The sequence below is a fragment of the Stenotrophomonas sp. FSL W7-1447 genome (genome assembly GCF_037966425.1).
In the GTDB taxonomy this organism is placed as follows: Bacteria; Pseudomonadota; Gammaproteobacteria; order Xanthomonadales; family Xanthomonadaceae; genus Stenotrophomonas; species Stenotrophomonas pavanii.
In genome coordinates this window covers 4,087,666-4,111,771 of record NZ_CP150199.1, presented here as the reverse complement: position 1 = coordinate 4,111,771, position 24,106 = coordinate 4,087,666, and the positions used below count along the sequence as shown (strand labels likewise).

Sequence of the window (24,106 nt, the reverse complement as noted above, 5' to 3'; positions counted from 1 at the left end):
AAGATCTGACCAAGGCCGCCCATCAAGGCGGCCTTTTCTATTCCGGAGATTGCCAATGAGCAAGCACACCGCGTTGCGTTTGGTTGATACGCGTTCACTGGATCGCCAGCAGTGGCTGGAGGTCCGCAATGGCGGCATCGGTAGTTCGGATGCTGCCACCGCCGTCGGGTTGAACCCCTACAAGAGCCAGCTGGAGCTGTGGCAGGAGAAGACGGGGCGCAAGCCGATGGAAGAGATCCCCCCTGGACAAGAGGATCCCCGCTACTGGGGAACCCTGCTCGAACCCATGGTGGCCACGGCCTACCAGGAGCGCACGGGGAACCGGGTACGCCGGGTCAACGCCGTTCTGCAGCACCCGACCTTTCCGCACATGCTGGCCAACCTCGATCGAGAGGTAATTGGTTCCCCGGCGGTCCAAATTCTTGAGTGCAAGACAGCAGGGGAGTTCGGCTCTCGGCTGTGGAAAGACGGGGTTCCCGAGTACGTGCAGCTGCAGGTACAGCATCAGTTGGCAGTGACGGGGAAGCAGGCGGCAGATGTGGCAGTGCTGCTGTGTGGCCAGGCGCTAAGGATCCACCGTATTGAGCGAGACGAAGAGATCATCAGCCGCTTGGTGGTATTGGAGGCCCGGTTCTGGGAGCACGTCATCAATGACATCGAACCTCCGGCTGATGGCTCGGAATCGGCGGCTCGGGCGCTTCGGAGCCTGTATCCGGGCAAAGACACGGTTGTCGACTTCAGCCAGGACGAGGCGCTGGTCGAGACGTTCTCCAACCTGGTGTCTCTCAACGAGGCAGTAGCAGGGCAAGAACAGCAGGCAGAACTGCTGAAACAAACGCTGCAGCAAGCCATGGGCGACGCTTCCGTTGCCAGGTTTGGCTCGCTGGGGGAGGTGATTTACCGCCGCAGCAAGGATGGCACGTCCCTGGACACCAAGCGGCTTGCAGCCGAGTACCCGGAGATCGCTGCCGCCTGCACGGTCGTCCGTCCGGGTTCGCGCCGTTTCCGGATCAACACCACGATCAAAGAGGTCAAATCATGCTGAAGGGACTGGCTATAACACCGCCCGTGATTGGGCGTATTTCCATTGGCCGGGTAGTGGAGCGCAATGGCAAGCGACTACCCGAAAAGGACGATCAGTTCACCCTTACCAGCCAGGTGCAGAACCGGGAGGGCTGGGTACTGCATCCACTGGATGAGGAGCTACGGAAGACATCGGAGGGTAACAAGCTGCGATCCATCCCGGTACGGCTGCTCTTCGACGACCCAACACTGAACCTGCGAGCGGACTACTCGCTGTTCAATCGAGAGAACGGAAGGCCGCTGTGCGTAGGCAACGGAGACACCTGTCGACGTGCTGGGCCAGAAGGCATGGAGACGTTGCCTTGTCCTGGTCCGGATGCGTGCCAGTTTGCCAGTGGGGGCTGCAAAGCCTATGCCCGCTTGAATGTGGTCATTGGGGACGGGGAGGGGGATGCGATGGGCAGCTTTGTTCTGCGCACCACCTCCTACAACACCATCCGCACACTGGCAGCACGGCTGCACTATCTCAGTGCAGTGTCCGGCGGAAGGCTGTCTTGTCTGCCGCTCGAGCTGAAACTGCGGGGCAAGTCCACGACGATGAGCTACCGATCAGCGATCTACTACGTCGATCTGGTGGTTCGGAGCGGGCTGACGCTCGAACAGGCTGTCGCAGAGGCGGTTGAGCGACACGCAACAAGAGCTGCAGCGGGCATCGACCAAGCGGCCCTGGATGAGGCGGCGAGACAGGGCTTCGCTAACGGGGCCTTCGAGGACTTGGATGAGGACGTGCCGGCTGTGGTCGAGGAGTTTTATCCGTCAGGGCATGGCGAGGTTGCACAGGCTCCTGCGAAGGAAAGTCTCAAGGATAGGCTGGAAGCGCAAGCGTCTCGGTTGGTGTCGTAGGGGAGCAGTACCGGTACGGATCTGTATCAGGTACGGACAAGAGGCAGTTCAGGTCCTGAGCGGACATCGGATGGAACGGACCGGTTTGTGGGCGCAGAGGACGAGACATGCCAGGGAGCGAAAGCTCCCTGGTATGTAAGTGTTTGATTTTTCTTTGATCTGGTCGGTTGTGCGCGTCCCTGGAAAAAACCTGGATTTTTTTTCCCTGTACCCCCAACAGCAGCATATCGACACTGATCACGTCGGAGGCCAATCACCTTCGATAGGAAACCGGCCGGATTCCTTCCTGAAACGTTCAACACAACGAAGGAATCAACAAATGAAGCACATGACGTCCAGTCTGCGCCAGGGCGTAGACAAAAGCATGACTTTGGCCGAAGAGAACAACAGTGCTGGGAAAGCAGGTTGGCCGGATAGTCCGACGCTGCGTCTGAAGGAGCTGATCAAGCTGCTCCGCGTCAGCAGGAGCAAGGCATACGAGCTGATGAAGACCGATCCGGACTTCCCGAAGGGCATTCCGCTCTATGACAGCGAACTGTCCCCGAAGTTCTACTGGACGCATGAGGCAATGGCATGGGTAGAAGGCCGTGCAGTGAAGTTCCGTCGTGCGAAGGAGGAGAAGTGATGATGGCTAATTTTGCAGTCCACTCTTCGCCGCTTGACGCGCTCACGCACGCTTTGAGTGAACAGTCGACCAAGGGGAGGGGCAAGCTGGAGCAGGACTTCAGGCAGGCCTATCCGATCCTGGAACAGCACATCGCAAAGAAGATGCGCAAGAAGATCTTGGTAGAGCAGTTCAATGCTGCGTACAAGCATGATCTGAACCTGATTCAGTTCCGCAAGCTGCTCAAGGAGGAGCGTTTTCGTCGCCATGCGGAGGGCGATGCTGCTCGGTGCCAGAGCTGTGGCCATCTGTTGGTTGAGGTTGAAGAACAGACCGCGGTTGGCTCGACAGAGGAGGATGCATGATGACAACCAATTGGCAGCGTTATGCCCCCAAATATCCCCTGGAAACCTTTCACCATGTTGCTCGTGAGGCAGGCCTTGAGCTCCTTCGCAACGTTCAAGTTCCCGACGCCATGGTTGGCATGGGTCTTATCAATGCCATTTCGATGGCGTGCCAAGGTCTGATTGATGTCAAGTTGCCGACCGGACAGATCAAGCCTGTAACCCAGAACTTGATGCTTGTGGCTGAGTCTGGTGAGCGCAAGTCCACGGTGTTCGAGCTGCTGCAGGCGCCTTTCCGCGATGCAGACACGAAGGCGATGGCTGCGTTCAAGCAGCAGACTGAGGCTTATGAGATCGACTATGGACTCTGGACGGCCAAGATGAAGGGGCTGAGGAGCGCGATCAGTAAAGCAGTTGCTGCTGGTAAGTCTGTCGAAGCACTCGAGGCACAGCTGAAGGGGTTTTCAGAAAAGAAACCTCTGCAGCCCCGCCTGCGTTGCTTCCTGAGGCAGGACATCACGGCCAAGGCCATCATGGAGGCCGTTCAGGGTGATGGTGAGTCCATCGCCATCACGACTGACGAAGGTCATATGCTGTTCAAGAGCGAGGCAATGGCGAATGTGGGCCTGCTCAATCGTCTCTGGGATTCGCCAGGAATGATGCCGTTAGACCGTGCGGATAACGAGCATCTGATTGCGATGAATCCGCGAGTGTCGGTGAGCATCATGACCCAGTACGAACCACTCAGGCAGTTCCTCAATAGGCGAGGCTCTGTCGCAAAGGGGAGTGGACACTGGGCACGCTACCTGGTTGCGTGGCCTCGCTCCATGATGGGTTATCGGCGGATCGAAGACGTGGAGCCGGTTTGGGAGCATTTGCCGGCATTCCATGATCGGATCTCTGAGCTGTTGTACAAGTACAAGGAGCTGTCAGCTTCGGGAGTCATTACTCGTGAAGTGGTGTCCTTCTCCATCGATGCCAGGGCACGCTGGGTAGCACTGGCATCAGAAACTGAGTCTTTGCTGCGCGACGGGGAGTACTTGAGTGATATCAATGACTTCGCGGCAAAGATCATGGAGATCGTTGCTCGACTCGCAGCGTCGATGCAGTACTTCAGTGGAGAGGGTGGTGACATCACCCTCGATACGATCAATCGTGCCTTCGACATCGTTCGGTGGCATGTTGAGGAGTACAAGCATCTGTTCTCGCCCGCGTTTGCGCTGGCTCAAGATCAGATTGATGCTCAAGCATTGGAGAGCTATCTCGCCACAAGGTGGTGGCAGGGGCGTTATTCCGATACATGCGCACCCAAGAACCAAGTTCTGCGCTGTGGGCCTGTACGTGACCGAGCAAGGCTGAATGCAGCTATCTCGCTTCTTCAAGCCCAGGGGGCAATCCAGATCTGCAGTGGGTACCGGGACAAGAGGGCGTATCTGCGCTTGATGAATCACTACTTTGACCGGAGGACGCTGTAAGCGGCCTTGATGCCAAGAGGGCCCCGGCGATAGGCCGGGGCTTTTCTGCTGTGTTTAGTAGGTGCCATTGCGATTCTGCGACTTTGTCGCAGAATCGATGGGTTAGGCACTTACCTCTCCCAGATTTTTAACTGCTGAAGCTGCCTTCACGGCTTTACGACATTGAGCATACTGCGACTTCTCGGCGTCTGCCATCTCCTTGACGAAGCGTTGGCCGAGGTGGCGCTCAGGGGACCTGGCAATGCCTTGATCACGCAAGCTGCGGTGGTCTACGCGGGTTGAATAACCGTTTTCTTCAAGGAACTGATTCTGGGTGTCCGCTACAAGTTTTCGCTGTGCAGTCACCTGCTGCTTCAACTCCATTGGGCTCTTTCCGCCACTATCCTTGCGGCATCCGCCTGCGGAAGGACTCTTGGCGTTGTAGCGGGCGAAGGTCTGTTCAGGTGTACGTGGGATGCCATCAGGCAGTCTGTCCGAGCACATCAGATGGATGTGCGGGTTCGGATCGCCACCGAGTTTTCCTTCAGGAGCATGAAGCGCGTATTGGTAGGGTTTGATCCCTGCGAGATTCTTTGCAAGCCGGTCGGCAAGTTCGACCTGCTGTTCAGTACTGAGCTCACTCGGAAGAGTGATTTCATGTTCTCGGTACACTGCTCCGTTGGCACGCTCATGCTTGTCAGCAACGCTCCAGAACCGTTTCGGATCATCTCCTGCCCATTCGGGCATGTTCCCATGTCCTGTTTGGATAAGGTCCTCCTTGTCACTATGAGATCCTTTACGATCGATATAGTTGGCGTGCCTGCGTGCGCTGCCTTTCTTTCCACTTTTGATGCTGTAATGGAAGCTTGCCATTGCTGTATCACCCTTTCTCTAAGGAGAATAAAAAAGCCGACAAGAGTGATTCTTGTCGGCTACCGGTAGATACTCATGATCGAAGATTGTTGTGATTAGATAGAAAGGGTAAGTGCGCGTACCATACCCTGCCTGTAATCTATCGTAAGTTCTATTTGATTCTATTCCCTTCGATGCCTTTCGTTCTTCGTGTTGTTACTTCGAAGGACGTGAGTGAGTTTCTACATATGTATAAGGGTGATGCAAGTTAAAAATTACATTGCATGCGAAGTGGCTTGATCTTCAATGTACTGAATCAAGTCTTCGCAAAACATGTTGATCTTTGTCTCGTATTCGTTGCCTGCTACGAGATCGAAGTGAGAATGAGCTATGGTCATGTGTTTCAGGTAGGCGAGCTGAAATTTCATGAATGCTTCCATTCGGTTGTTGCGTCCGAATAGTAATGAGAAGACGATGCAGTATCGATGATAGAGAGTAATCATTGCGCCTTGCGGAATGTAATCCTCTTCATACAGCTCTCCGATGTCTCTTGATGGATCCAGGTGGCTCAGTAGACGAGATACCGTTTTTTCACTAGAGATCTGCCCTTTCCAGTAGGGCGTGTACTTCGTTTTTATCTTCTTTTGTATCTTTATGGCTGATATGGCTGCGATGCAGTCTGCCATTGAGATATTGACGGCCTCGGGATCTGTTCTGTGCCATTCGTGGAAGACATAGGCATGCAGAACCTTCTGCGTTTCGTCAGCTATGTTTGGGATTTCGCTGGATCTAAATTCTTCACCAGTGGCTTGGTGAACCAGACGTGCCAGCTCCTTTGCATGGGTTTTCAGGAAAGAGTGAATAGTTGCGAGTGATGTGACAGGTCGCAATAGGTCATCGCTCTCTGACGGTGAGGAGAGGGCGTGAGCGAAGAGTGGCTCTATCTTGTATTTACTTAACGCTTCGTTTTCTGATTCGATAATTCGTTGATACTCGCCAACGAAGTGCAAGAATGGAAGGGTTATCAAATAGATGTATAGTCTTTCGTAGATGGGGGCGGCTTCTTTGCTGGTCAGGAGTGATGAGGGTTGATAGCTTTCTATTTGATGTGCGCCAAACATAAAAGCGCTTGCTATGGCTTCATCATCGCCGGCGAAAGCTGTGTAGATGGGGTCAATAAGTTCCTTTATTTGCCTGGCGTAGTATTCAAGAAGTTTCGAAGGCGTGAGCCTGTTGGTGTGTATGTGCTTTCGTCTTTCCTCGTCTATCTCAAGCTCAAGTGTGGACATGAGATGCGATGCTGCTTTGATGGTTTTTTCGTTTCTTGGAGAGTTGCGTTCTGTCCAGTGCTCGAAGGTGGCCTTAATGGTACCTGGTTTCGAGATTCTTTGAAGCAGCTGGGTGTCGCTGGAGTCGTTCTTGCTGTAGAGGAGCTTGATTGTTTTTAGGGTGGAGAGTGGAAGTGTACAGTTCCCAGTAGGAATCTCTTGTCCCAATGTGGAGTTTATGAAGTCAATGACTCCTTTAAGCTCCTTGCGGGTTATTGTTTTCCCTGAAGCATTAGAGTGTTTGGCTTTGCTGCCATCTGATGCATGCGCTATCTCATAGTTGAGCTCTTCCAAAAGCTCGCTGATACTTCCAGTCTCAGGCGGATGTGTTTTTTGATCTTTTTCGAAGTCAAAGCGCGGCTTGTACTTCCCTGATTCGATGTTGCTGTTTTCCATTTTCAACCACCATCCTTTTGGTTGTGTCTAGTGTTTGATGATCGCTATTTCGCCGATCCTTGTCAGCGCACCTGCAGAAGGTCGCCCCACTTCGTTGTATAGCTGGGCGACAACGAATGCAATATGGGTCGCCATTGAGCGTTGATAGTCACGTTGGACTGCTCTCCAAGTCTGGCTCCACCAACCCGCCAGCCCACGTTGCCTACTCCCACAGTGCCTCTGCCGAACTTCGCATTGATCTGGTCCAGCACGGCCATGGTGCGTTCGGCTTTCTCGTTAGGGCCAACGAAGAGGTCTGCCTGACGGGCTTCAGCCTGTACCAAGTTGGTCAGACCCACACCTCCACGTTTATAGGCCTGGATGCCTTGGCCACGGTCTGCCTGATCCATTATCGACTTGGCCAGGCGTCGCACTGTCCGTAGGACTTCCCCTGTGTCCTGCGTAGGAAAGGGGAAAGGTGCGGCTCTGCTGGCATGGAACGAATCGCCCTTGAAGGGGTTGCCGTCCAGCCAGACCCACAGTGCACCTTGGACCGGCCAGAGTTCTGTAGACACTCAGTTGCCGCTCTGCGCGTAGCGCCTTTCAAACTCTACCGGTGACACGCCGCCAGCGGAACCATGCCGGCGGATCGGGTTGTAGAACATCTCGATGTAGTCGAACACGTCCGATGCTGCCATGGCGCGTGTCGGGTAGATCCGTCGCTTGATCCGCTCCTTCTTCAAGACGCTGAAGAAACTCTCTGCAACGGCATTGTCGTGGCAGTTCCCGCGACGACTCATGCTCGGCACCATCCGGTGCGCTTTCAGGAACGACTGCCAATCGCTGCTGGTGAACTGACAGCCCTGATCCGAATGCACCAGCACGCCTGGGCCCGGCTTGCGCCGCCAAGCCGCCGCCACCAGCGCCTGCAGCACCAGATCGCTGGTCATCGTCGGCGCCGTCGCCCAGCCCACGATCTGGCGCGAATACAGGTCCATCACTGCCGCCAGGAACAGCCAACCTTCGTAAGTGCGGATGTAGGTGATGTCCGTGACCCAGACCTTGTTCGGGGCCTCTGGCGTGAAGTCCCGGTTGAGCACATTGGTCACCAGGCCCACGGGGCCGCCGCGATGGCGCGGCTTGCGGCCATACCCGACCTGCGCACGCAGGCCTTCTGCCTTCATCAGCCTAAGGACGCGGTGCCGGCTGCAGCGCTCGCCGGCCTCGCGCAGGTCCAGGGTGATCTTGCGGTAGCCGTACACCGTGCCGCTGGCCAGCCAGTGATGCTTGATCAGTCCCAGCAGACGCTGATCCTCGCGCTCGCGAGCGCTGGCGCCATGGCGCAGCCAGGCGTAGTAGCCGCTGCGCTGCACGCCAAGCACCCGGCACATCGCCACCAGACGGAACTCGCGGACGTGCGCACGCATGAACGCGTACTTCGCCCTTACCCCTTGGCAAAGTACGCGGCGGTGAGTTCAACCCGTCAATGCAACATGATCAACAGTTGCACTGATAGGAGCGAACGATATGGCAAGGATGGGGCGGCCCGGCATGTCTCGAGCCCAGAAGCGAGATCTATGGCGACGATGGAAGGGCGGCCAGTCGCTCAGCGACATTGCCCGCTTCTTTGACAAGAATCCGGGTTCGATTTTCGGGGTTCTGGCCGCGCAAGGCGGGATCGCGCCGAGGGAACGTCGCCGATCCGCCCGGTCGCTGAGCTTAATGGATCGCGAAGAGATATCTCGATGCCTAGCTTCTGGCCAGTCGTTTCGCCAGATTGCGCTCAGCCTAGGGCGGCCTACCTCGACGATTAGCCGGGAAGTGGCACGGCATGGTGGCCGTGACCGATATCGGGCCGCACATGCCGATGAGGCCGCTTGGGAGGCAGCCCGGAGGCCACAGTCTTGCCGGTTGGCCGATAACCCTCGTCTGCGCTGGTTGGTGGCTTGCAAGCTGGGCCAGCAGTGGTCGCCGGAACAGATCGCCGGCTGGCTTAAGCTGAGGTTCCCGCTCAACCAGGCACTGCAGGTGTCGCACGAAACGATCTACCGGAGCTTGTTCATCCAGGCGCGCGGCCTGCTCAAGAAGGAACTCCTGGCGCACCTGCGCACGCGTCGCCGTATGCGCCACTCAAAGCTGGCCACCGCGATGCCTCGCGGCGGGATCATCGACGCGGTATCGATTCGGGAGCGTCCGGCGGAAGTCGAAGATCGCGCCGTGCCAGGGCATTGGGAGGGTGATCTGATCACGGGCAGCAACAATTCCCACATCGCGACGCTTGTGGAACGGCACTCGCGCTTCGTGATGCTGGTGAAAGTGAAGGGTAAGGACACCAGCAGCGTCGTCTCGGCGCTGAGCCGGCAAGTGAAAACACTGCCAACCGCGCTGCGAAAATCGCTGACGTGGGATCGAGGCGGTGAGATGGCCAGCCACAAGAACTTCACCGTGGCGACCGACACGCAGGTCTACTTCTGCGATCCGCAAAGCCCTTGGCAGCGCGGTTCGAACGAAAACACCAATGGCCTTCTGCGGCAGTACTTCCCCGACGGCACGGATCTATCCCGCCATTCGCAGGCATTCTTGAACAAGATCGCCAGACGTCTCAACGAAAGACCTCGTAAGACCTTGGGCTTCCAGACGCCAGCCGCTAAGCTGAGCCAAGCCGTTGCGTCGACGGGTTGAACTCACCGGATGGTTGCTTGAAAACTAAGAATATCTTAGTATGCAACATAGGGTACATGCGCCATCCTTACGGTATTGCCATAGGGTGCGCGTGTGCGCGGCAAGCCAATCTTTGCACTAGAGAGCGGCGATACCAGTAGTGGGCGATGGCAGTTCATTGCCGAGGCCGACCCTCTCTACGACGGCTTGGGTCCATCCGCAGCTGCGCCCGTTGGGCAGAAAAGGCCCTCGCGATAACTTTCGGTCACTTGCTGTCGGATCGGACCCTTAAAGTTCAGCCAAGCGGGGCCGCTAAGGGGAGGAATATCGATAAAAATTCTACAGGATTGCGAGATGCGCTCATTCTTAAAGCAGGCACGGGCCCGAAGCCGTTTTCTTGTCGGGTGCCAGGATGAGCGTTCTCAAATTACTGCCGTCAATCGCGTGATGGCCGTCATCGAGTTTGATCTGGAGGGCAGAGTCCTGCACGCCAACCAGAACTTCTTGAACATCATGGGCTACAGTCTTGATGAGCTCAAAGGACAGCATCACAGCATGTTTGTGCCGCCATCAGAACGTATCGATGGCGACTACCGGACATTCTGGGACAGTCTCCGAGCCGGGAACTTCGAAGCTCGTCGTTTTCGCCGCGTTGGAAAAGGCGGACGAGAAGTGTGGTTAAACGCTTCATATAACCCGCTTCTGGACAAAGCTGGAAAGCCATACAAAGTCGTCAAGTACGCGACTGACATCACCGATCAGATGCATCGAACGAGTGAGTACGAAGGGCGCATTGATGCTATCGACAAAGTTATGGCTTCAATTGAGTTCTCGCTGGAGGGGACTATCCTGAGCGCCAATCAGAATTTTCTAAATACGATGGGTTATCGATTGGATGAGATCCAGGGCAGGCATCACAGCATCTTTGTCGATCTCAACACCAAGAATTCTGAGGGGTACGCTGAATTCTGGCGGAAACTCAGTCAAGGAAGGTTTGATGCCGGTCGCTACAAACGAGTGGCAAAAGGGAATCGGGATGTCTGGATACAGGCTTCGTACAATCCTGTACTAGATTCTTCAGGCTTGCCGTACAAGGTGATTAAGTACGCTACCGACATTACAGAACAGGTGACGATCTCTGCGGATGCAGAGGGGCGCATAAAGGCAATCGGAAAAGTCATGTCAGTCATCGAATTCTCGATGAGCGGACTGATACTCGATGCCAACGAGAACTTCTTGGCTGCGATGGGCTATCGGCTAGACGAGGTTCGCGGAAAGCATCACAGCATTTTTGTGGATGCAGACTATGGGCGCTCGGAAGAATATCGAAATTTCTGGGGAAAGCTAGGGCGTGGTGAATACGATGTTGGTCGGTACAGGCGCCTCGGAAAGCTCGGTCAGGAAATATGGATCCAAGCTTCCTACAATCCGATTTTTGACGCTTCCGGACATCCATTTAAGGTAGTTAAGTATGCAACGGACGTGACAGAGCAAGTCCGCTCCGCCCACGAAATGCGTCAACTGGTGATTCAAGCCACGGATATCGCACAGAACGTGCGTACCGCTGCTCGTGGCATCGCTGCTAGCAACCATGATCTGGCAGGACGCTCTATGTCTCAATCTGAGTTTGTCCGCCAGACTTCAGAGTCGATTGAAGGATTAGCCCACAATGTGCGCGCCAACTCCCAACATGCTGACGATGCCCGCCAGGTAGCCAAGAGCTCTGCGGATGCCGCTAAGCGTGGAGTCGCAGTGATCTCGGAAGTCGTTACGACTTCAGAAGAGATTAGGGCAGCCAACGAGCGCATGGCGCAAATAATCGGAGTCATTGACGGCATCTCGTTCCAAACCAATATTCTTGCGTTAAATGCAGCCGTGGAAGCGGCTCGCGCAGGAGAGCAAGGGCGAGGATTTGCCGTGGTGGCGCAGGAAGTCAGAAGCCTGGCGCAACGCTGCAGCGTTTCTGCTAAGGAAATACGCGACCTGATTGGAAGCGCTAGAGATCAAGTGACTGATGGAACGCGCTTGATCATGCAAGCCGGCAATGTCATGCAAGAAGTTCTCGGCGCTGTTCTCAAAGTAACGGCAACCGTCGAACAGATTGCGGGCGCGAGTCAGCAGCAGAGTGAAGGCGTTCAGAGCGCCAACCAAGCATTGCAAGCAATCAACAAGCGCGTTCAACAGGACACGCGTCTGATCGATGGGATTTCTTGCTCTGCCCGGGCATTAGAGGCGCAGGCTGAGGCGCTTTTCAGTATGGTCGCGAGCAGTGGAGGGGCATCGAACAGTGACTCTTCTAACATCGCTTCTTCTGCTGCCTAGAAATTTAGTAACTGAGTTAGATCGCTGATCTTCGCTAAGAACTAATGCCGCTGGACTGTATGGATACGCTATGTCTGGAACTTACAATGATATTCTGGTTCTACTTTCGCTTCTTGTAGCAATTCTCGCTTCCTACACTGCATTGGACATGGCAGGCCGGGTGGCTGCAACTAAGGGCGTCGCGTCGCGCTGGTGGTTGATCGGCGGCTCCCTTGCGATGGGCCTAGGCATTTGGTCGATGCATTTCGTCGGGATGTTGGCGTTCGACTTACCGATACCGCTCGGTTACGACCTTGCCATTACACTTTATTCGATGATTGCCGCGATCGGCGCGTCGGTTTTCGCGCTCTGGCTGGTCTCCAGGCCCAAGCTCCCGGTTAGCAGGCTGATGCTTGGCGCGATCCTTATGGGGCTCGGCATCGCGATGATGCACTACCTGGGCACGGCTGCGCTTCAGATGCAGCCCGGAATAGAGTACGACCCCACTTGGTTCGTCTTGTCCATTTTGATCGCAATCGCAGCGTCAGGCACCGCGCTATGGATTGCCTTTCGTCTTAGAGCAGGTGCGCGCGGACAATACCGTTGGCGCTTTGTTGCGGCCGTGATCATGGGGCTTGCGATCGTAGGCATGCACTACACTGGCATGGCTGCTGCGCGGTTCTTGCCGGGCAGCTGGTGCGGTGCAGCGCGTGATGGTGGTGTGCCAGCACATTGGCTGGCAGTCTTGGTAGTTGTCACTACGGTCGCGATTATGGGAGTTGCATTGATCGTATCGGTGCTGGATCGCCAAATGCATCTAAGAACGCGCCATCTTTCCAGGTCGTTGGCGCGTGCACACGATCAACTCGTGCAGGCCGCTCTACATGATCCGCTGACAAGGCTTCCCAATCGCGTTCTCCTTCAGGATCGACTTAAACAGTCTATTGAGAAGGCACAGCGAAAACGCGAACAGTTTGCTGTCATGTTTCTTGATTTGGACGGATTCAAGAGCATAAACGACGCCTATGGTCACCAAGCCGGCGATGCCCTTCTCCTGAGCGTCGCTGAACGGATCCGCGAATTGCTTCGAAGCCAAGACACTTTTTCGCGCATGGGCGGCGATGAGTTCGTCTTGATCGTGCCCACCAGTGATTCTCAGGATGCTGCTGTTGTAGCTCAGAGGATAATCGACACAGTAGCCCTCTCTATTAGTATCGAGTCTGCTGAAGTGCATGTCACAGCTAGCATTGGCGTGGCTATGTATCCTTCCGACGGAGCCACTGAGCGAGAGCTAGTGGCACATGCCGACGCAGCGATGTACCACACTAAGAACAATGGCAGGAACGGATATACGTTCTATTCGCCTTCCATGAACGTCAGCGCTCATCAACAGCTTGAGCTTTTGAGCGACCTACGAAGGGCCATAGATCGTAAAGAACTTGTTCTACATTACCAGCCAAAATTCGCCGGCCCAGATTGCTCGTTGGTTGGCTTGGAAGCACTTGTCCGTTGGTGTCATCCAGAGCATGGTCTCTTGCAGCCAAGTGAATTTATTCCAGTCGCGGAGCGCAGCGGGTTGATTCTGGCACTGGGCGACTGGGTCCTGAATGAGGCTTGTCGGCAAACAAGGGAATGGAAGAACGATGGATACCAGGTTCCGAGTGTGGCGATCAATCTATCGCCGCTTCAGTTCTCTTCAGCCGCCCTTATCGATACGGTAAGGATGGCATTAGAAAGCAATAATCTTGGCCCTGGTTTGCTTACGCTCGAGATTACAGAGACGACGGCCATGCGCGATGCCGACGCAACTTTGAGGGTCTTGGACGAACTTACGGCAATGGGTGTACAGATTGCTATCGATGATTTCGGTACCGGCTATTCAAGCCTCCTGTATCTGAAGCGATTGCCTGCAACAGAGCTAAAAATCGATCGCGCCTTCATCACCGATCTGGAATCGAACTCTGAAGATGCTGCCATCGTTGCCTCAATAGTTGCGTTGGGGCGAGCGCTGAATCTACGTGTTGTTGCAGAGGGTGTAGAAACCCAAGGGCAGCGCGAACATCTCAAACAGCTGGGCTGCGATGTGTATCAAGGTTACTTATTGTCGCGCCCCCTAGAGCCGAATCAACTAACGCATCTGTTTGCAAACGTTCGCTCAAAGGGCTGAGTGGTATCAGTGCCCTTAGCACTTCAGTGAGAGGTTCATAGCTGCCGGCTCTGACCTCTTCGCTGACTGACCTCTAGCGGTAGATGCCAATTTGGTACCAATTGGCGTATGTGGCCAAGATGGCCAGTCCAGAACTAGACGCTCGCTAGTAAAGAGCGCCCACCCCCTCCAGTTCTCTCGGCCTCCGCTATGGTTTGTGAGGCTTGGCAACCGCTTTGGTTTGTCCTACGGGAAGGCGCTCCACCATTTATGAATGTGACGGTGGTTGTCGTGAAATGTGAATTTCACTAACATTTGTGACGCACAGCGTCATTCTCGCGCGCCGCGTATCACTGATTGCGCCGCTAGCAGTGCCATTTATCACAACCCACTACTTGGCATGGTTCCTGCTCAACAGGATCCGTACAGGAGAGTACGCCTTGCATACAGCCACCATTGAGAAGGTTCTTAGCGTCATGGGAGACAAAAGCCATGAAGTCCCGCAAGTCGACAAGGAAGTTTTGCTGCAGGAGTTTCGGCGCGCGAAGCAGCGGACTCCCGGCGTTTCAATGCTGCTGCTAACCACTGCAGACGGGCGTGCTTTGGCTGCGCTTGATGAGCACGGCAGTGATCCACGACGGCTAGCTGCAATGACCAACTCTTTCCTTACCTTGGGAGAGACGGTAGTCAAAGAGCTTGGTTTGGCTGCGGCAGACTACGCAACCATCGCGACACGTCAAGGAAACATGGTGCTGATTCGAATGGATCACGCCAAGCCTATGACATTAGCTGCACTAGGCACATTCGATATCAATGTGGCGGTGCTCCTGTTTGCCGCTCGCGAATGCGCTACTCGAATTTCGGCTCTGATGCCGAAGTAGTCCCGATGCACTCACATGTTCCTCCCTGCATCAGGGAGGTCGATTCACCAACCCTAAGGAAAGAAGAAGATGTCGAAGTTGAACCTTGACGGTCTCGGCCAGATCACAGGCTTTGTGGGCGTTGCCCTTGTTGACAGCGATAGCGGGATGGCGATGGCCACGCTCGGCGGTGGCAACCTGAATCTGGAAGTAGCAGCTGCTGGTAACAGCGATGTTGTGCGCAGCAAGCGTCGTGTTGCCGAGCAGTTGGCACTGGACGATACCATCGAAGATATCCTGATCTCGCTGAGCAAGCAGTACCACATTATTCGCCCGCTGGAGAGCAATCCGACATTGTTCCTCTACGTGGTGCTTGACCGTGCGCGGGCAAACCTGGCCATGGCGCGTCACGAGCTGAAAAGCTTCGAGAAAAAGCTGGATTTCAGCTGATTCCGAGGCACCACCGGCTGAACTTGCGGCCGGTGGTGCGCAACGCCTTGATCGGCACCCCTCATCACCTTCAAGTCCATGTTCTCCCCCACATCTTACGATTTCACCGTCGCGATGGCCGGTTTGGAGTTATTGCCAGCCACACGCCTTAAGTTGGCGTGTTCGTTGCTCGCGGCCGAGCGCCTCACCGTACGCCTAGTTGAGTGGGGTGCAGAGCCCGCCGCACTGTTGGTAGCAGACGAGACAAGCCATGCTGGCCGCCATGCGATCCAATCCGCAAGGCAGGACAACGTGCCTTCAATTCGCTTGCATGGGGCGCCGGTTGCCTCTGGCACCACGCAGGCTCTACCGAGGCTGGCGACAGTTCGAGAGTTCGTGGATGTACTGAAGTCCAGTCTTAAGAGCAGTCCATCCAGGGCGATGAGTCAGCCATCGGCATGGGATGTGCCACTTGTTCAGCCTATGCTGGAGCACATGCGTCTTGATCGCCGTAGAGAGAAGCGCACGCTACTAGAACTTGGCCTTTTTCGACTGGTCAGCGATACCCGCAATGGACAAGTGCATATGCTGCGACGGATGCCGTTGAATGAGCTCCTAGGGTGTGCCGTAAAGTCCGATTGGCGTGTGAGGGAACTAACAGAAGACGAATGGAAGTCCGTCTACCTGCCTGATGTCACGCGCAGCTACGAGACAGAGACCTTGTGGTGGCGCCTATTGCCTTATCTTTCAAACGAAGACCTGCCTCTCGTCACTGATGAGCTTCGCTTGCGGACGTGGCCAGACCTGGACGTCGGCGCCACGCCGGCCTCATGGGCCTTGGCGCTCGCTTACCTCGATGGCCAATCTTGGCGCGCCGGTTCTCTGGCTTCGGTGGCGAACGAGAGCGTTGACGAAGTGCAGAGGATCATGGCGCTCGTTCGCCTAAGCGGCTTGGAAGCATCTCTATCTGATCCGGGAGCAAGTGTGCGCGCCGTTGCCTCGCGCCACGCCGAAACTTTGTTGCGAATGGCAAAGCGTTTTGGTCTGAAACTTTTTGGGAAAGCTCATGGATAACTACGGCAACAAACTCGTCTTTGTTGGCGGCATGGGAGCAGGCAAGACCACGGCCATCCGTGCGATATCGGACATTGAACCGGTCAGCACTGACATGCCGTTAAGTATCGATGCCACAGAAGAGAAGTCTTTGACCACGGTGGCGTTGGACTACAGCAGCGTGGACTTGGACGATGGCGAACTCCTGCATGTCTACGGAGTTCCTGGTCAGAAGTATCTGAATTTTATGTGGCCAATGGTTTGTACGGGTGCAATCGGAATCATCGTTCTGGTTAATGCATGTCAAGGTGATGCCGTTGACAGCACATCAGAGCTGTTGAAGGATTTCGGCGTGCTCGCCCCGGAGGCGAGTTTCGTTGTGGGCGTGACGAAAAGTGATTTGGCGCCAAGCTTCCAACTCACTACATTCCGTGACGCACTTAACGCCGGTGGGTTCCGAATGCCGGTGATGAAAGTCGATGCGCGCGTTACGACTCAGGTCGAGTTTTTGATCAAGACCCTACTTTCTTACCAACATGCGGGATCGCAGTTAAGCCAAGGGCATACAGTCTGACTGTGCGGGTAGAGATGCAAAGGCTATAGAACATCTAATAGCCGGGCGGCGGGATTCTGGCTTGCCTCGCCGGCTTGGTAGTACCCGATCACACTGGACACGGCCCGGTGTTCAGTCATGGCCATCAGAGCGGGCAGGGCAATGCCTTGGCGAGCGCCTTCGGTGACGAACCCCGAGCGCAGACTATGGCCGCCGAAATCTCCCTCCAGCCCGGCCATGCGTGCACGCCGCTGAATGATCGTCGCCACGGCCTTGTCGCTGAGCCCCGGCCCCACGCGCGGGCCCCAGAGGCGGCGGAAGATCGGCCCCTCGGTAAAGGCCGCGGCATGCAACCAGGCAGACAGTGCCTGCGCGGCCGCCCCCAGCACAGGCTTGTCCGGGCTCGAGCCGGCGGTCGGGCCGGCCTGCTGCGTCTTACTGTGGCCCAACCAGTAGACGTAACCACCCTCAGGCAGCGCCCTGAGATCAGCCAAGTCGGCGGCAGCGATCTCGCTGCGCCGGCGCCCGCCGGAAGCAAAGCCAAAGCAGAGCAGGGCACGATCGCGTAGGCCTTCCAGCGACTGGTCGCAGGTCGCGAGCAGGGCCTCGAGCTCGGCGCGGGACAGTGCGGTCTTCTTGCGAGGCCGCACGCCTTGTTTGACCGCCGCGCGCCGGCTACGAGCCAAAAGGTGGCGCACGGCGGGGGATTCGGCTGGGTTGGAGACGACCTGACGCAACCGGTGCGCCGTGGATAGCACGGCGACGCGGTGCACCACGGTAGCCAGCGACCACGGTCCCGGACGTTTCTTGAGGCCACTGGTCACCAGCAGCGCATCCAGCTCCGCTGGCAGTTCCCAGGCCTGACCAGTGTGAGTGCGGCGGGGCAGATGGTCGACGATGAACTGGATCACCGCCGCCTCCGGCACCGGCAGTGCCAACGACTCCCCGTAGCGTCCCTGGAACCAGCCAGCCCAGTAGCGCAGGGCACTGGCATAGCTGCGGGTGGTGTTGGCCGAGGCGGCGGCGGCCTGGACCCGACGTCCCCCCGGTTTTGAGTAGCACGGCGAATTGGAGTCCAATCCCACCTGACCAGGAGATTGGACGTGAAGAAACGCTTTTCCGAAGAACAGATCATCGGTTTCCTGCGTGAAGCCGACGCCGGCATGGCGGTCAAGGACTTATGCCGCCGACATGGCTTCAGCGAAGCCTCGTACTACCTGTGGCGCAGCAAGTTCGGCGGCATGAGCGTGTCCGATGCCAAGCGGCTCAAGGCTGAGCTGCGGCGGGTGACCGAGGAGCGCGACATCCTAAAAAAAGCCGCGGTGAGTTCAACCCGTCAATGCAACATGATCAACAGTTGCACTGATAGGAGCGAACGATATGGCAAGGATGGGGCGGCCCGGCATGTCTCGAGCCCAGAAGCGAGATCTATGGCGACGATGGAAGGGCGGCCAGTCGCTCAGCGACATTGCCCGCTTCTTTGACAAGAATCCGGGTTCGATTTTCGGGGTTCTGGCCGCGCAAGGCGGGATCGCGCCGAGGGAACGTCGCCGATCCGCCCGGTCGCTGAGCTTAATGGATCGCGAAGAGATATCTCGATGCCTAGCTTCTGGCCAGTCGTTTCGCCAGATTGCGCTCAGCCTAGGGCGGCCTACCTCGACGATTAGCCGGGAAGTGGCACGGCATGGTGGCCGTGACCGATATCGGGCCGCACATGCCGATGAGGCCGCTTGGGAGGCAGCCCGGAGGCCACAGTCTTGCCGGTTGGCCGATAACCCTCGTCTGCGCTGGTTGGTGGCTTGCAAGCTGGGCCAGCAGTGGTCGCCGGAACAGATCGCCGGCTGGCTTAAGCTGAGGTTCCCGCTCAACCAGGCACTGCAGGTGTCGCACGAAACGATCTACCGGAGCTTGTTCATCCAGGCGCGCGGCCTGCTCAAGAAGGAACTCCTGGCGCACCTGCGCACGCGTCGCCGTATGCGCCACTCAAAGCTGGCCACCGCGATGCCTCGCGGCGGGATCATCGACGCGGTATCGATTCGGGAGCGTCCGGCGGAAGTCGAAGATCGCGCCGTGCCAGGGCATTGGGAGGGTGATCTGATCACGGGCAGCAACAATTCCCACATCGCGACGCTTGTGGAACGGCACTCGCGCTTCGTGATGCTGGTGAAAGTGAAGGGTAAGGACACCAGCAGCGTCGTCTCGGCGCTGAGCCGGCAAGTGAAAACACTGCCAACCGCGCTGCGAAAATCGCTGACGTGGGATCGAGGCGGTGAGATGGCCAGCCACAAGAACTTCACCGTGGCGACCGACACGCAGGTCTACTTCTGCGATCCGCAAAGCCCTTGGCAGCGCGGTTCGAACGAAAACACCAATGGCCTTCTGCGGCAGTACTTCCCCGACGGCACGGATCTATCCCGCCATTCGCAGGCATTCTTGAACAAGATCGCCAGACGTCTCAACGAAAGACCTCGTAAGACCTTGGGCTTCCAGACGCCAGCCGCTAAGCTGAGCCAAGCCGTTGCGTCGACGGGTTGAACTCACCGCGGCTTTTTTTAGGATGTCGCGCTCCTCGGTCACCCGCCGCAGCTCGGCCTTGAGCCGGCGGATCTCGGCTGAGTCGGTCGGCGCTGCTGCAGCACCGGATGCCGGTGTCGCCTTCCTGGCGGCCTGCACCCATCCATAGAGCGTGTGCTTGGGAATACCGATCCGGGAGGCGACGTCCACCACCGTGAAGCCACGCTCGATCACCTGCTTCACCGCCTCTGCCCGGAACTCATCCGTGTACTGCTTGCTGTTGCCCATAAACACCTCGGTCATTGCCATCAATTATGGCAACCGGATGTCTACGAAAGGCTGGCCGGTCCACCTGCCGCTTGGCCTCGCTTGCGTAACTTCTCGCAGGCCACGCTGCAGAACGTGGCCAGGGCCTCCATCGGGTCGGTCACGTCACGACCAAAAGTACGGCTGACCACCAGTTGCTGGCGTTCGGGTTCTTCTAGTTCCAGATCGCTGCAGGGAATTCCCCGCAGCTCCATTTGGGTGCGGGCCAGAACTACCCCATAGTGCGCACGAACATGGTCGGTGGGGAGTGCGGCCAAATCTGCAGCAGTTCTTACCCCTTCGGCTGCCAGGCGTTCGGCGTAGCGCCTGCCCACTCCCCACACATCCTCGACGGCCAGAGCGTTGACGTTCTGTGCGGTGGCATGGAAGACGGCCAAGGAGCCCGCATGGACGGCACGCTTGGACTGGTCCTTGGCGAGCTTGTTGCCTGCCTTGGCCAGGGTGCGTGTGGCACCCAGGCCAGCGCAGCAGGGAATGCCCACCCATTGCAGGATACGTTCGCGTGCCTCAATGCAGGCCGCAACAGGGTCTTTGAGGCCTTCCAGGTCGACGAAATTTTCATCGATTGAATAGATCTCCACCCTGGGGAAGAGATCCTGCAGGATCGTCACAATCCTGGCTGACAGATCCCCGTACAGGGCGAAGTTGGCTGACCTGACGAGGACCTGTTTTCTGATGTCCTTGGGGACCTGGAAGATGGGCATACCCATCTTCAATCCCAAGGCCTTGGCCTCTGGCGACAGGGCGATACAGCATCCATCGCCATTGCCAAGCACAACAGTGGGCTTGCCTCGCAGCTTGGGGTCGAAGACCCGCTCGCATGAGACATAGAAGGTGTTGCCGTCGATAAGTCCGTAGCGCATGCGGGCACGGTACGGGGCTCATGTATCAGGAGCTGAGATCAGAGGTGCTGGGTGATGGAACAGCGCACCACCCCCCAGATTTCCAGCTCGACATCCTCTGGCACGACGATGGATGGATATCCGCTACCGCTGGCCAGGACCATGCAGTTGTTACGTATGTAGAGCTTCTTGCAGACGAAGCCGCCCTCCCACAGAGCCACGACAGTGTGCCCAGGCCGTGGGCTGATCGAACGATCGACAACCAAGAGATCGCCGTCGTGGATCCCGAAATCGGCCATCGATCCGCCGCAGTCGGCCTGTACCAGGAACGTTGCTGGTGGGTTGGGTACCAGCTTGGCATTGAGATCCAGGCGATCCTCTTCTCGGAAGAAGTCTTCAGCAGGGCTGGGAAAGCCGCAGGCGGCAGTGGAGGCAAGCACCGGCAATGGCAGGGATGGCAGCGAGTTCTGGAGAGATATGACTATCGGAGTGACGAGAGGCATGAGCTTTGTAGGCCGCAGCCGAGGGCTGGGTCTTGATCAGATGGTTGTTAGTAATACTACTACCTCCCATCATTTCTGCTGAGCGCTGTCTGGCGCTGTCCAGAGTCGTCTGGTACGAGCCAGTGGAAAGTGAGTCAATTAGTGAGTCTTTGATGCTTCGCTGTGCTTGAAAATCCATACATTACAAATAGTTGTAGCTTGTATGTGGTTGCTGGTGGGCCACCAAGAAATTGGCACTCAGGCTCCACCCCGGCGCTTTTTTCGCGCCGCCCGTAAACGTCAGCGCTTGCATGGTGGTTTCACTGGCACGTCGTGACAGCCACAGCCTGCAGCGGCTGCCGGTGCGTGTGCACGACGCCGGCCAGGGCGCGCGCGCCGAAGATCATCCGGGAGGTTCATGTGCCGCATACACTGGACGTTGTTCTGAAGACGGCAGGTTTCAGTGTCCTCGCGGCGCTTCCGCTGGCGGCGATCGTGTTTCTCCATCGACGCGGCGCACGGCACGCCCGTGCCGCATTGGCATCAGGGTTGGAGGTGAGCGCTCCGCGCCGAATCTCCAAGCGCTCCATGACCCTGGTCATGATCGACGGGAAAGAGGATCGTGAGCACTACCTCTTTGATGCAGAGGCGTTCTATCTGCAGCGGGGCGCGGTGCCCACGGCGGTTCCTCTCACGCAGATCATTGCGGTCAGGCGAACCTCCGACGTCATCTACGGACGCTATGTCTGGCAGGTGGATTTCAGCAGCGCGTCGGGCAGGCGCAGTGTGCGCTTCACCACCAACCTGACACTGTTCAACCGCGATTTCCTGTTGTTCCTGGAGGCGGTGCGGAAGGCCAATCCACTCGCAACTGTCGAACAAGCGGGCCTCTTCTTCTGACGGCCAACGGCATGCCTGCACGGCAGCAGCGGCAGCCGCAGCGCGACTGCCGCCATGCCGTCTTCCCGCTGCCTGCACCTACTTCGGCATCAACACCGTATCGATCACATGGATCACGCCATTGGACTGGCCAACATCGGCAATGCTGATGCCGGCCTTGCCACCCTTGGCATCGATGACCCACAGCTTGCCGTCATGCAGGGCGACCGTGAGCGGTTCACCTTCAACGGTCTTCAGCGTGGCCTTGCCGCCGTGCTTCCGGGCGTCGGCCAGCAGCTGCGCAGCGCTGTAGTTGCCCGGTACAACATGGTAGGTCAGGATCTTGGTCAGTTGTGCCTTGTTTTCGGGCTTCACCAGCGTATCAACGGTACCTGCGGGAAGCTTGTCGAAGGCTGCATTGGTCGGCGCGAAAACGGTGAAGGGGCCGGCTCCATTGAGCGTGTCGACCAGGCCGGCCGCCTTGACCGCAGCGACCAGGGTCGTGTGGTCCTTGGAGTTGATGGCGTTCTGGACAATGGTCTTGGTGGGATACATCTCGGCGCCGCCGACCATCACGGTATTGGCGGCGAAGCTCGTGGACGTGGCTGAAACGAGTACGGCGAAGCTTACGGTGGCGGCTATCCGCTGAAGAGCTTTCACGGCGCGTTCCTCTATGGGATGCCCGCAAGGCGCGGGCATCCTACATACGCGTGGGCGAGGTCGCTGGATGCAGGCAGAGCGCTCTGGATGCGGATCCGCAGGAAAAGGCGGCGCGTTGTAAAAAGCGAGTGAATTCCCGTTGCATGGGGCGATGATCTGCCGCGGCCGAACCCGCGAACCCTGCACGGGTCCAACGGATATCGGGCGTGTCGACGCCGCGGAGTGCATGAAGCGCGGGCTATTCGCCGTTGCGTTGGCTGAGTTCTTCGAGCCGTGCGCGGCTGACAGACTGGTGATTGCCGCAGGTGGGGCAGCTGAGCGCGGCCGCACCGTCGAGATCGACAAGACCATGGTTGGGGATGGCCCTGAACTGCCGGGAACACCTGATGCAGGAGCAATCGATCCGGGTGACCTGCAGGAGTGTGCCGTCTGCCCGCGTCACTCCCTCGACGCTGATTACGTAGAACTGTCCGATGTCACGCATGAAGATGAACGATCGCCCTGGGTTTGTATGGCCGCCCATCATGCTGCTTTGCCGCTCGCATGGCACGAAGCGCGCGCGATCCAATGCTGAAGAATTAAGAATCCTGCTGCAGGCTCCGCAGATCGGAGAGGTGCGCGCCGCCGGCGTCCGGGAAAGGCCGACGCCCTTCCCGGACATCTTCGATCAGCTTTCCAGGAAGGCCAGCAGGTCGGCGTTGATCCGGTCCGCGTGCGTGGTCGGAATGCCGTGCGGTGCACCTTCGTAGGTGATCAGCTTGCCGTTCTTTACCAGCTTTGCGGAAAGAACGCCGGAGTCGGCGTATGGCACCACCTGGTCATCGTCGCCATGGATCACCAGGACGGGAATGGAAATGCCTTTCAGGTCTTCGGTGAAATCGGTCTGCGAGAAGGCAACGATGCCGTCGTAGTGCGCCTTCGCCGAGCCCTGCATGCCCTGTCGCCACCAGTTCCAGATCACCGCGTCCGAGGGCTTCGCGCCCGGGCGGTTGTAACCATAGAACGGGCCTGCCGGCACATCGTGGTAGAACTGCGCACGGTTGGCCGCCAGTTGCGCCTGGAAATCGTCGAAGACGGCCTTGGGCGTGCCTTGCGGATTTGCTGCAGTCTTGACCATCAACGGTGGCACCGAGCTGATCAGCACGGCCTTGGACACATTCTTCTCGCCGTGGCGTGCGATGTAGCGGACCACCTGGCCACCGCCGGTGGAATGGCCGACATGCATCGCTCCCTGGGTGCCCAGTGTCTCGACCACGGCCGCAACATCGTCGGCGTAGTGATCCATGTCATGGCCATCCGACACCTGGCTGGAGCGCCCATGCCCGCGGCGGTCGTGCGCGACCACGCGGTATCCCTTGTTGACGAAGAACAGCATCTGCGCGTCCCAGTCGTCGGAGGTAAGCGGCCAGCCGTGATGGAAATGAATGACCTTGGCGTCACGCGGACCCCAATCCTTGTAGAAGATCTCGACACCGTCTCGGGTGGTAACCGTAGCCATTTCAGGTTCCTCGCTGTT

22 protein-coding genes and 4 pseudogenes are annotated in these 24,106 nt (G+C 57.4%); 16 read left to right on the top strand and 10 right to left on the bottom strand.

From position 1 onward, the window contains the following. The first annotated feature begins 55 nt into the window (after nt 1-55). The 5 genes from NSQ78_RS19095 (at nt 56) to NSQ78_RS19075 (ending at nt 4,349) form a co-directional block, all read left to right on the top strand. Entirely contained in the window at nt 56-1,045 is a 990-nt protein-coding gene (locus NSQ78_RS19095; RefSeq protein ID WP_164145917.1) for a lambda-exonuclease family protein, read from the top strand. Continuing rightward, nucleotides 1,039-1,926, top strand: a complete 888-nt coding sequence (locus tag NSQ78_RS19090; RefSeq protein WP_164145918.1) for a hydrolase or metal-binding protein — start codon at nt 1,039-1,041, stop codon at nt 1,924-1,926. Before NSQ78_RS19095 ends, NSQ78_RS19090 begins: the two co-directional genes overlap by 7 nt. A 139-nt stretch (nt 1,927-2,065) precedes the next feature. Further along, nucleotides 2,066-2,551, top strand: coding sequence for an AlpA family phage regulatory protein (locus NSQ78_RS19085; RefSeq protein ID WP_156785743.1), 486 nt, complete (start codon nt 2,066-2,068; stop codon nt 2,549-2,551). A gap of 2 nt (nt 2,552-2,553) precedes the next feature. Further along, nucleotides 2,554-2,895 carry a hypothetical protein gene (locus NSQ78_RS19080; RefSeq protein ID WP_143599422.1) on the top strand — a complete coding sequence of 114 codons (342 nt, stop codon included), beginning with the start codon at nt 2,554-2,556 and terminating at the stop codon, nt 2,893-2,895. Further along, the gene (locus NSQ78_RS19075) at nt 2,892-4,349 is read left to right on the top strand and encodes a YfjI family protein (RefSeq protein ID WP_164145919.1); all 1,458 of its coding nucleotides are present in this window, start codon (nt 2,892-2,894) and stop codon (nt 4,347-4,349) included. Before NSQ78_RS19080 ends, NSQ78_RS19075 begins: the two co-directional genes overlap by 4 nt. A 102-nt stretch (nt 4,350-4,451) precedes the next feature. Here the strand turns inward: NSQ78_RS19075 and NSQ78_RS19070 are convergent, their stop codons facing one another. From NSQ78_RS19070 to NSQ78_RS19055, 4 genes and pseudogenes are all read right to left on the bottom strand, one after another. Then, nucleotides 4,452-5,201, bottom strand: a complete 750-nt coding sequence (locus NSQ78_RS19070; RefSeq protein ID WP_164145920.1) for a MobA/MobL family protein — start codon at nt 5,199-5,201, stop codon at nt 4,452-4,454. A gap of 254 nt (nt 5,202-5,455) precedes the next feature. Beyond that, nucleotides 5,456-6,904 (bottom strand): hypothetical protein, encoded by a 1,449-nt coding sequence (locus tag NSQ78_RS19065; protein WP_339207191.1) that lies wholly within the window; start codon nt 6,902-6,904, stop codon nt 5,456-5,458. A gap of 62 nt (nt 6,905-6,966) precedes the next feature. Then, nucleotides 6,967-7,458 carry a DUF4113 domain-containing protein gene (locus NSQ78_RS19060; RefSeq protein ID WP_164146006.1) on the bottom strand — a complete coding sequence of 164 codons (492 nt, stop codon included), beginning with the start codon at nt 7,456-7,458 and terminating at the stop codon, nt 6,967-6,969. Further along, a pseudogene (locus NSQ78_RS19055) lies at nt 7,459-8,352 on the bottom strand (IS3 family transposase); the annotation flags it as partial. A gap of 67 nt (nt 8,353-8,419) precedes the next feature. Here NSQ78_RS19055 and NSQ78_RS19050 point away from each other — a divergent pair. The 7 genes and pseudogenes from NSQ78_RS19050 (at nt 8,420) to NSQ78_RS19020 (ending at nt 16,907) form a co-directional block, all read left to right on the top strand. Beyond that, nucleotides 8,420-9,565 carry an IS30 family transposase gene (locus tag NSQ78_RS19050; RefSeq protein WP_125899122.1) on the top strand — a complete coding sequence of 382 codons (1,146 nt, stop codon included), beginning with the start codon at nt 8,420-8,422 and terminating at the stop codon, nt 9,563-9,565. A 411-nt stretch (nt 9,566-9,976) separates the two neighbouring features. Continuing rightward, a pseudogene (locus NSQ78_RS19045) lies at nt 9,977-11,866 on the top strand (methyl-accepting chemotaxis protein); the annotation flags it as partial. Nucleotides 11,867-11,936: 70 nt separating this feature from the next. Then, nucleotides 11,937-14,012 carry a bifunctional diguanylate cyclase/phosphodiesterase gene (locus NSQ78_RS19040; protein WP_049439371.1) on the top strand — a complete coding sequence of 692 codons (2,076 nt, stop codon included), beginning with the start codon at nt 11,937-11,939 and terminating at the stop codon, nt 14,010-14,012. 419 nt (nt 14,013-14,431) lie between these two features. Then, on the top strand, nt 14,432-14,872 hold the full coding sequence (locus tag NSQ78_RS19035) for a roadblock/LC7 domain-containing protein (protein WP_080355721.1): 441 nt from the start codon (nt 14,432-14,434) through the stop codon (nt 14,870-14,872). 69 nt (nt 14,873-14,941) lie between these two features. Continuing rightward, the gene (locus tag NSQ78_RS19030; RefSeq protein WP_049439369.1) at nt 14,942-15,301 is read left to right on the top strand and encodes a hypothetical protein; all 360 of its coding nucleotides are present in this window, start codon (nt 14,942-14,944) and stop codon (nt 15,299-15,301) included. 474 nt (nt 15,302-15,775) lie between these two features. Further along, the gene (locus tag NSQ78_RS19025; protein WP_153643736.1) at nt 15,776-16,354 is read left to right on the top strand and encodes a hypothetical protein; all 579 of its coding nucleotides are present in this window, start codon (nt 15,776-15,778) and stop codon (nt 16,352-16,354) included. Further along, nucleotides 16,347-16,907 (top strand): ATP/GTP-binding protein, encoded by a 561-nt coding sequence (locus NSQ78_RS19020; RefSeq protein WP_049439368.1) that lies wholly within the window; start codon nt 16,347-16,349, stop codon nt 16,905-16,907. Before NSQ78_RS19025 ends, NSQ78_RS19020 begins: the two co-directional genes overlap by 8 nt. Nucleotides 16,908-16,930: 23 nt before the next feature. On the opposite strand, the gene NSQ78_RS19015 is transcribed toward NSQ78_RS19020, so the two are convergent. Next, nucleotides 16,931-17,965 carry a site-specific integrase gene (locus tag NSQ78_RS19015; protein ID WP_049439379.1) on the bottom strand — a complete coding sequence of 345 codons (1,035 nt, stop codon included), beginning with the start codon at nt 17,963-17,965 and terminating at the stop codon, nt 16,931-16,933. A gap of 84 nt (nt 17,966-18,049) precedes the next feature. On the opposite strand from NSQ78_RS19015, the pseudogene NSQ78_RS19010 reads away from it, so the two are divergent. Both NSQ78_RS19010 and NSQ78_RS19005 read left to right on the top strand, forming a co-directional pair. Continuing rightward, a pseudogene (locus NSQ78_RS19010) lies at nt 18,050-18,157 on the top strand (transposase); the annotation flags it as partial. A gap of 118 nt (nt 18,158-18,275) precedes the next feature. Beyond that, the gene (locus NSQ78_RS19005; protein WP_125899122.1) at nt 18,276-19,421 is read left to right on the top strand and encodes an IS30 family transposase; all 1,146 of its coding nucleotides are present in this window, start codon (nt 18,276-18,278) and stop codon (nt 19,419-19,421) included. Nucleotides 19,422-19,433: 12 nt separating this feature from the next. Here NSQ78_RS19005 and NSQ78_RS19000 read toward each other — a convergent pair. From NSQ78_RS19000 to umuD, 3 genes and pseudogenes are all read right to left on the bottom strand, one after another. After that, nucleotides 19,434-19,688: pseudogene (locus tag NSQ78_RS19000) on the bottom strand (transposase); the annotation flags it as partial. A 41-nt stretch (nt 19,689-19,729) separates the two neighbouring features. Further along, nucleotides 19,730-20,590 carry a Y-family DNA polymerase gene (locus NSQ78_RS18995; RefSeq protein WP_216564144.1) on the bottom strand — a complete coding sequence of 287 codons (861 nt, stop codon included), beginning with the start codon at nt 20,588-20,590 and terminating at the stop codon, nt 19,730-19,732. A 38-nt stretch (nt 20,591-20,628) separates the two neighbouring features. Further along, nucleotides 20,629-21,072 (bottom strand): translesion error-prone DNA polymerase V autoproteolytic subunit, encoded by a 444-nt coding sequence (gene umuD, locus NSQ78_RS18990; RefSeq protein ID WP_164085272.1) that lies wholly within the window; start codon nt 21,070-21,072, stop codon nt 20,629-20,631. Nucleotides 21,073-21,471: 399 nt separating this feature from the next. Between umuD and NSQ78_RS18985 the strand changes: the two genes are divergently transcribed. After that, nucleotides 21,472-21,951: a hypothetical protein gene (locus NSQ78_RS18985; protein WP_223224765.1), complete on the top strand. Its 480-nt coding sequence runs from the start codon at nt 21,472-21,474 to the stop codon at nt 21,949-21,951. Between the two features lie 78 nt (nt 21,952-22,029). Here NSQ78_RS18985 and NSQ78_RS18980 read toward each other — a convergent pair whose 3' ends face one another. Then, entirely contained in the window at nt 22,030-22,503 is a 474-nt protein-coding gene (locus tag NSQ78_RS18980; RefSeq protein WP_223224773.1) for a fasciclin domain-containing protein, read from the bottom strand. 313 nt (nt 22,504-22,816) lie between these two features. Between NSQ78_RS18980 and NSQ78_RS18975 the strand changes: the two genes are divergently transcribed. Then, nucleotides 22,817-23,164 carry a hypothetical protein gene (locus tag NSQ78_RS18975; protein ID WP_154803407.1) on the top strand — a complete coding sequence of 116 codons (348 nt, stop codon included), beginning with the start codon at nt 22,817-22,819 and terminating at the stop codon, nt 23,162-23,164. A 93-nt stretch (nt 23,165-23,257) separates the two neighbouring features. Here the strand turns inward: NSQ78_RS18975 and NSQ78_RS18970 are convergent, their stop codons facing one another. Then, on the bottom strand, nt 23,258-24,088 hold the full coding sequence (locus tag NSQ78_RS18970) for an alpha/beta hydrolase (protein WP_049471000.1): 831 nt from the start codon (nt 24,086-24,088) through the stop codon (nt 23,258-23,260). Nucleotides 24,089-24,106 lie beyond the last annotated feature (18 nt).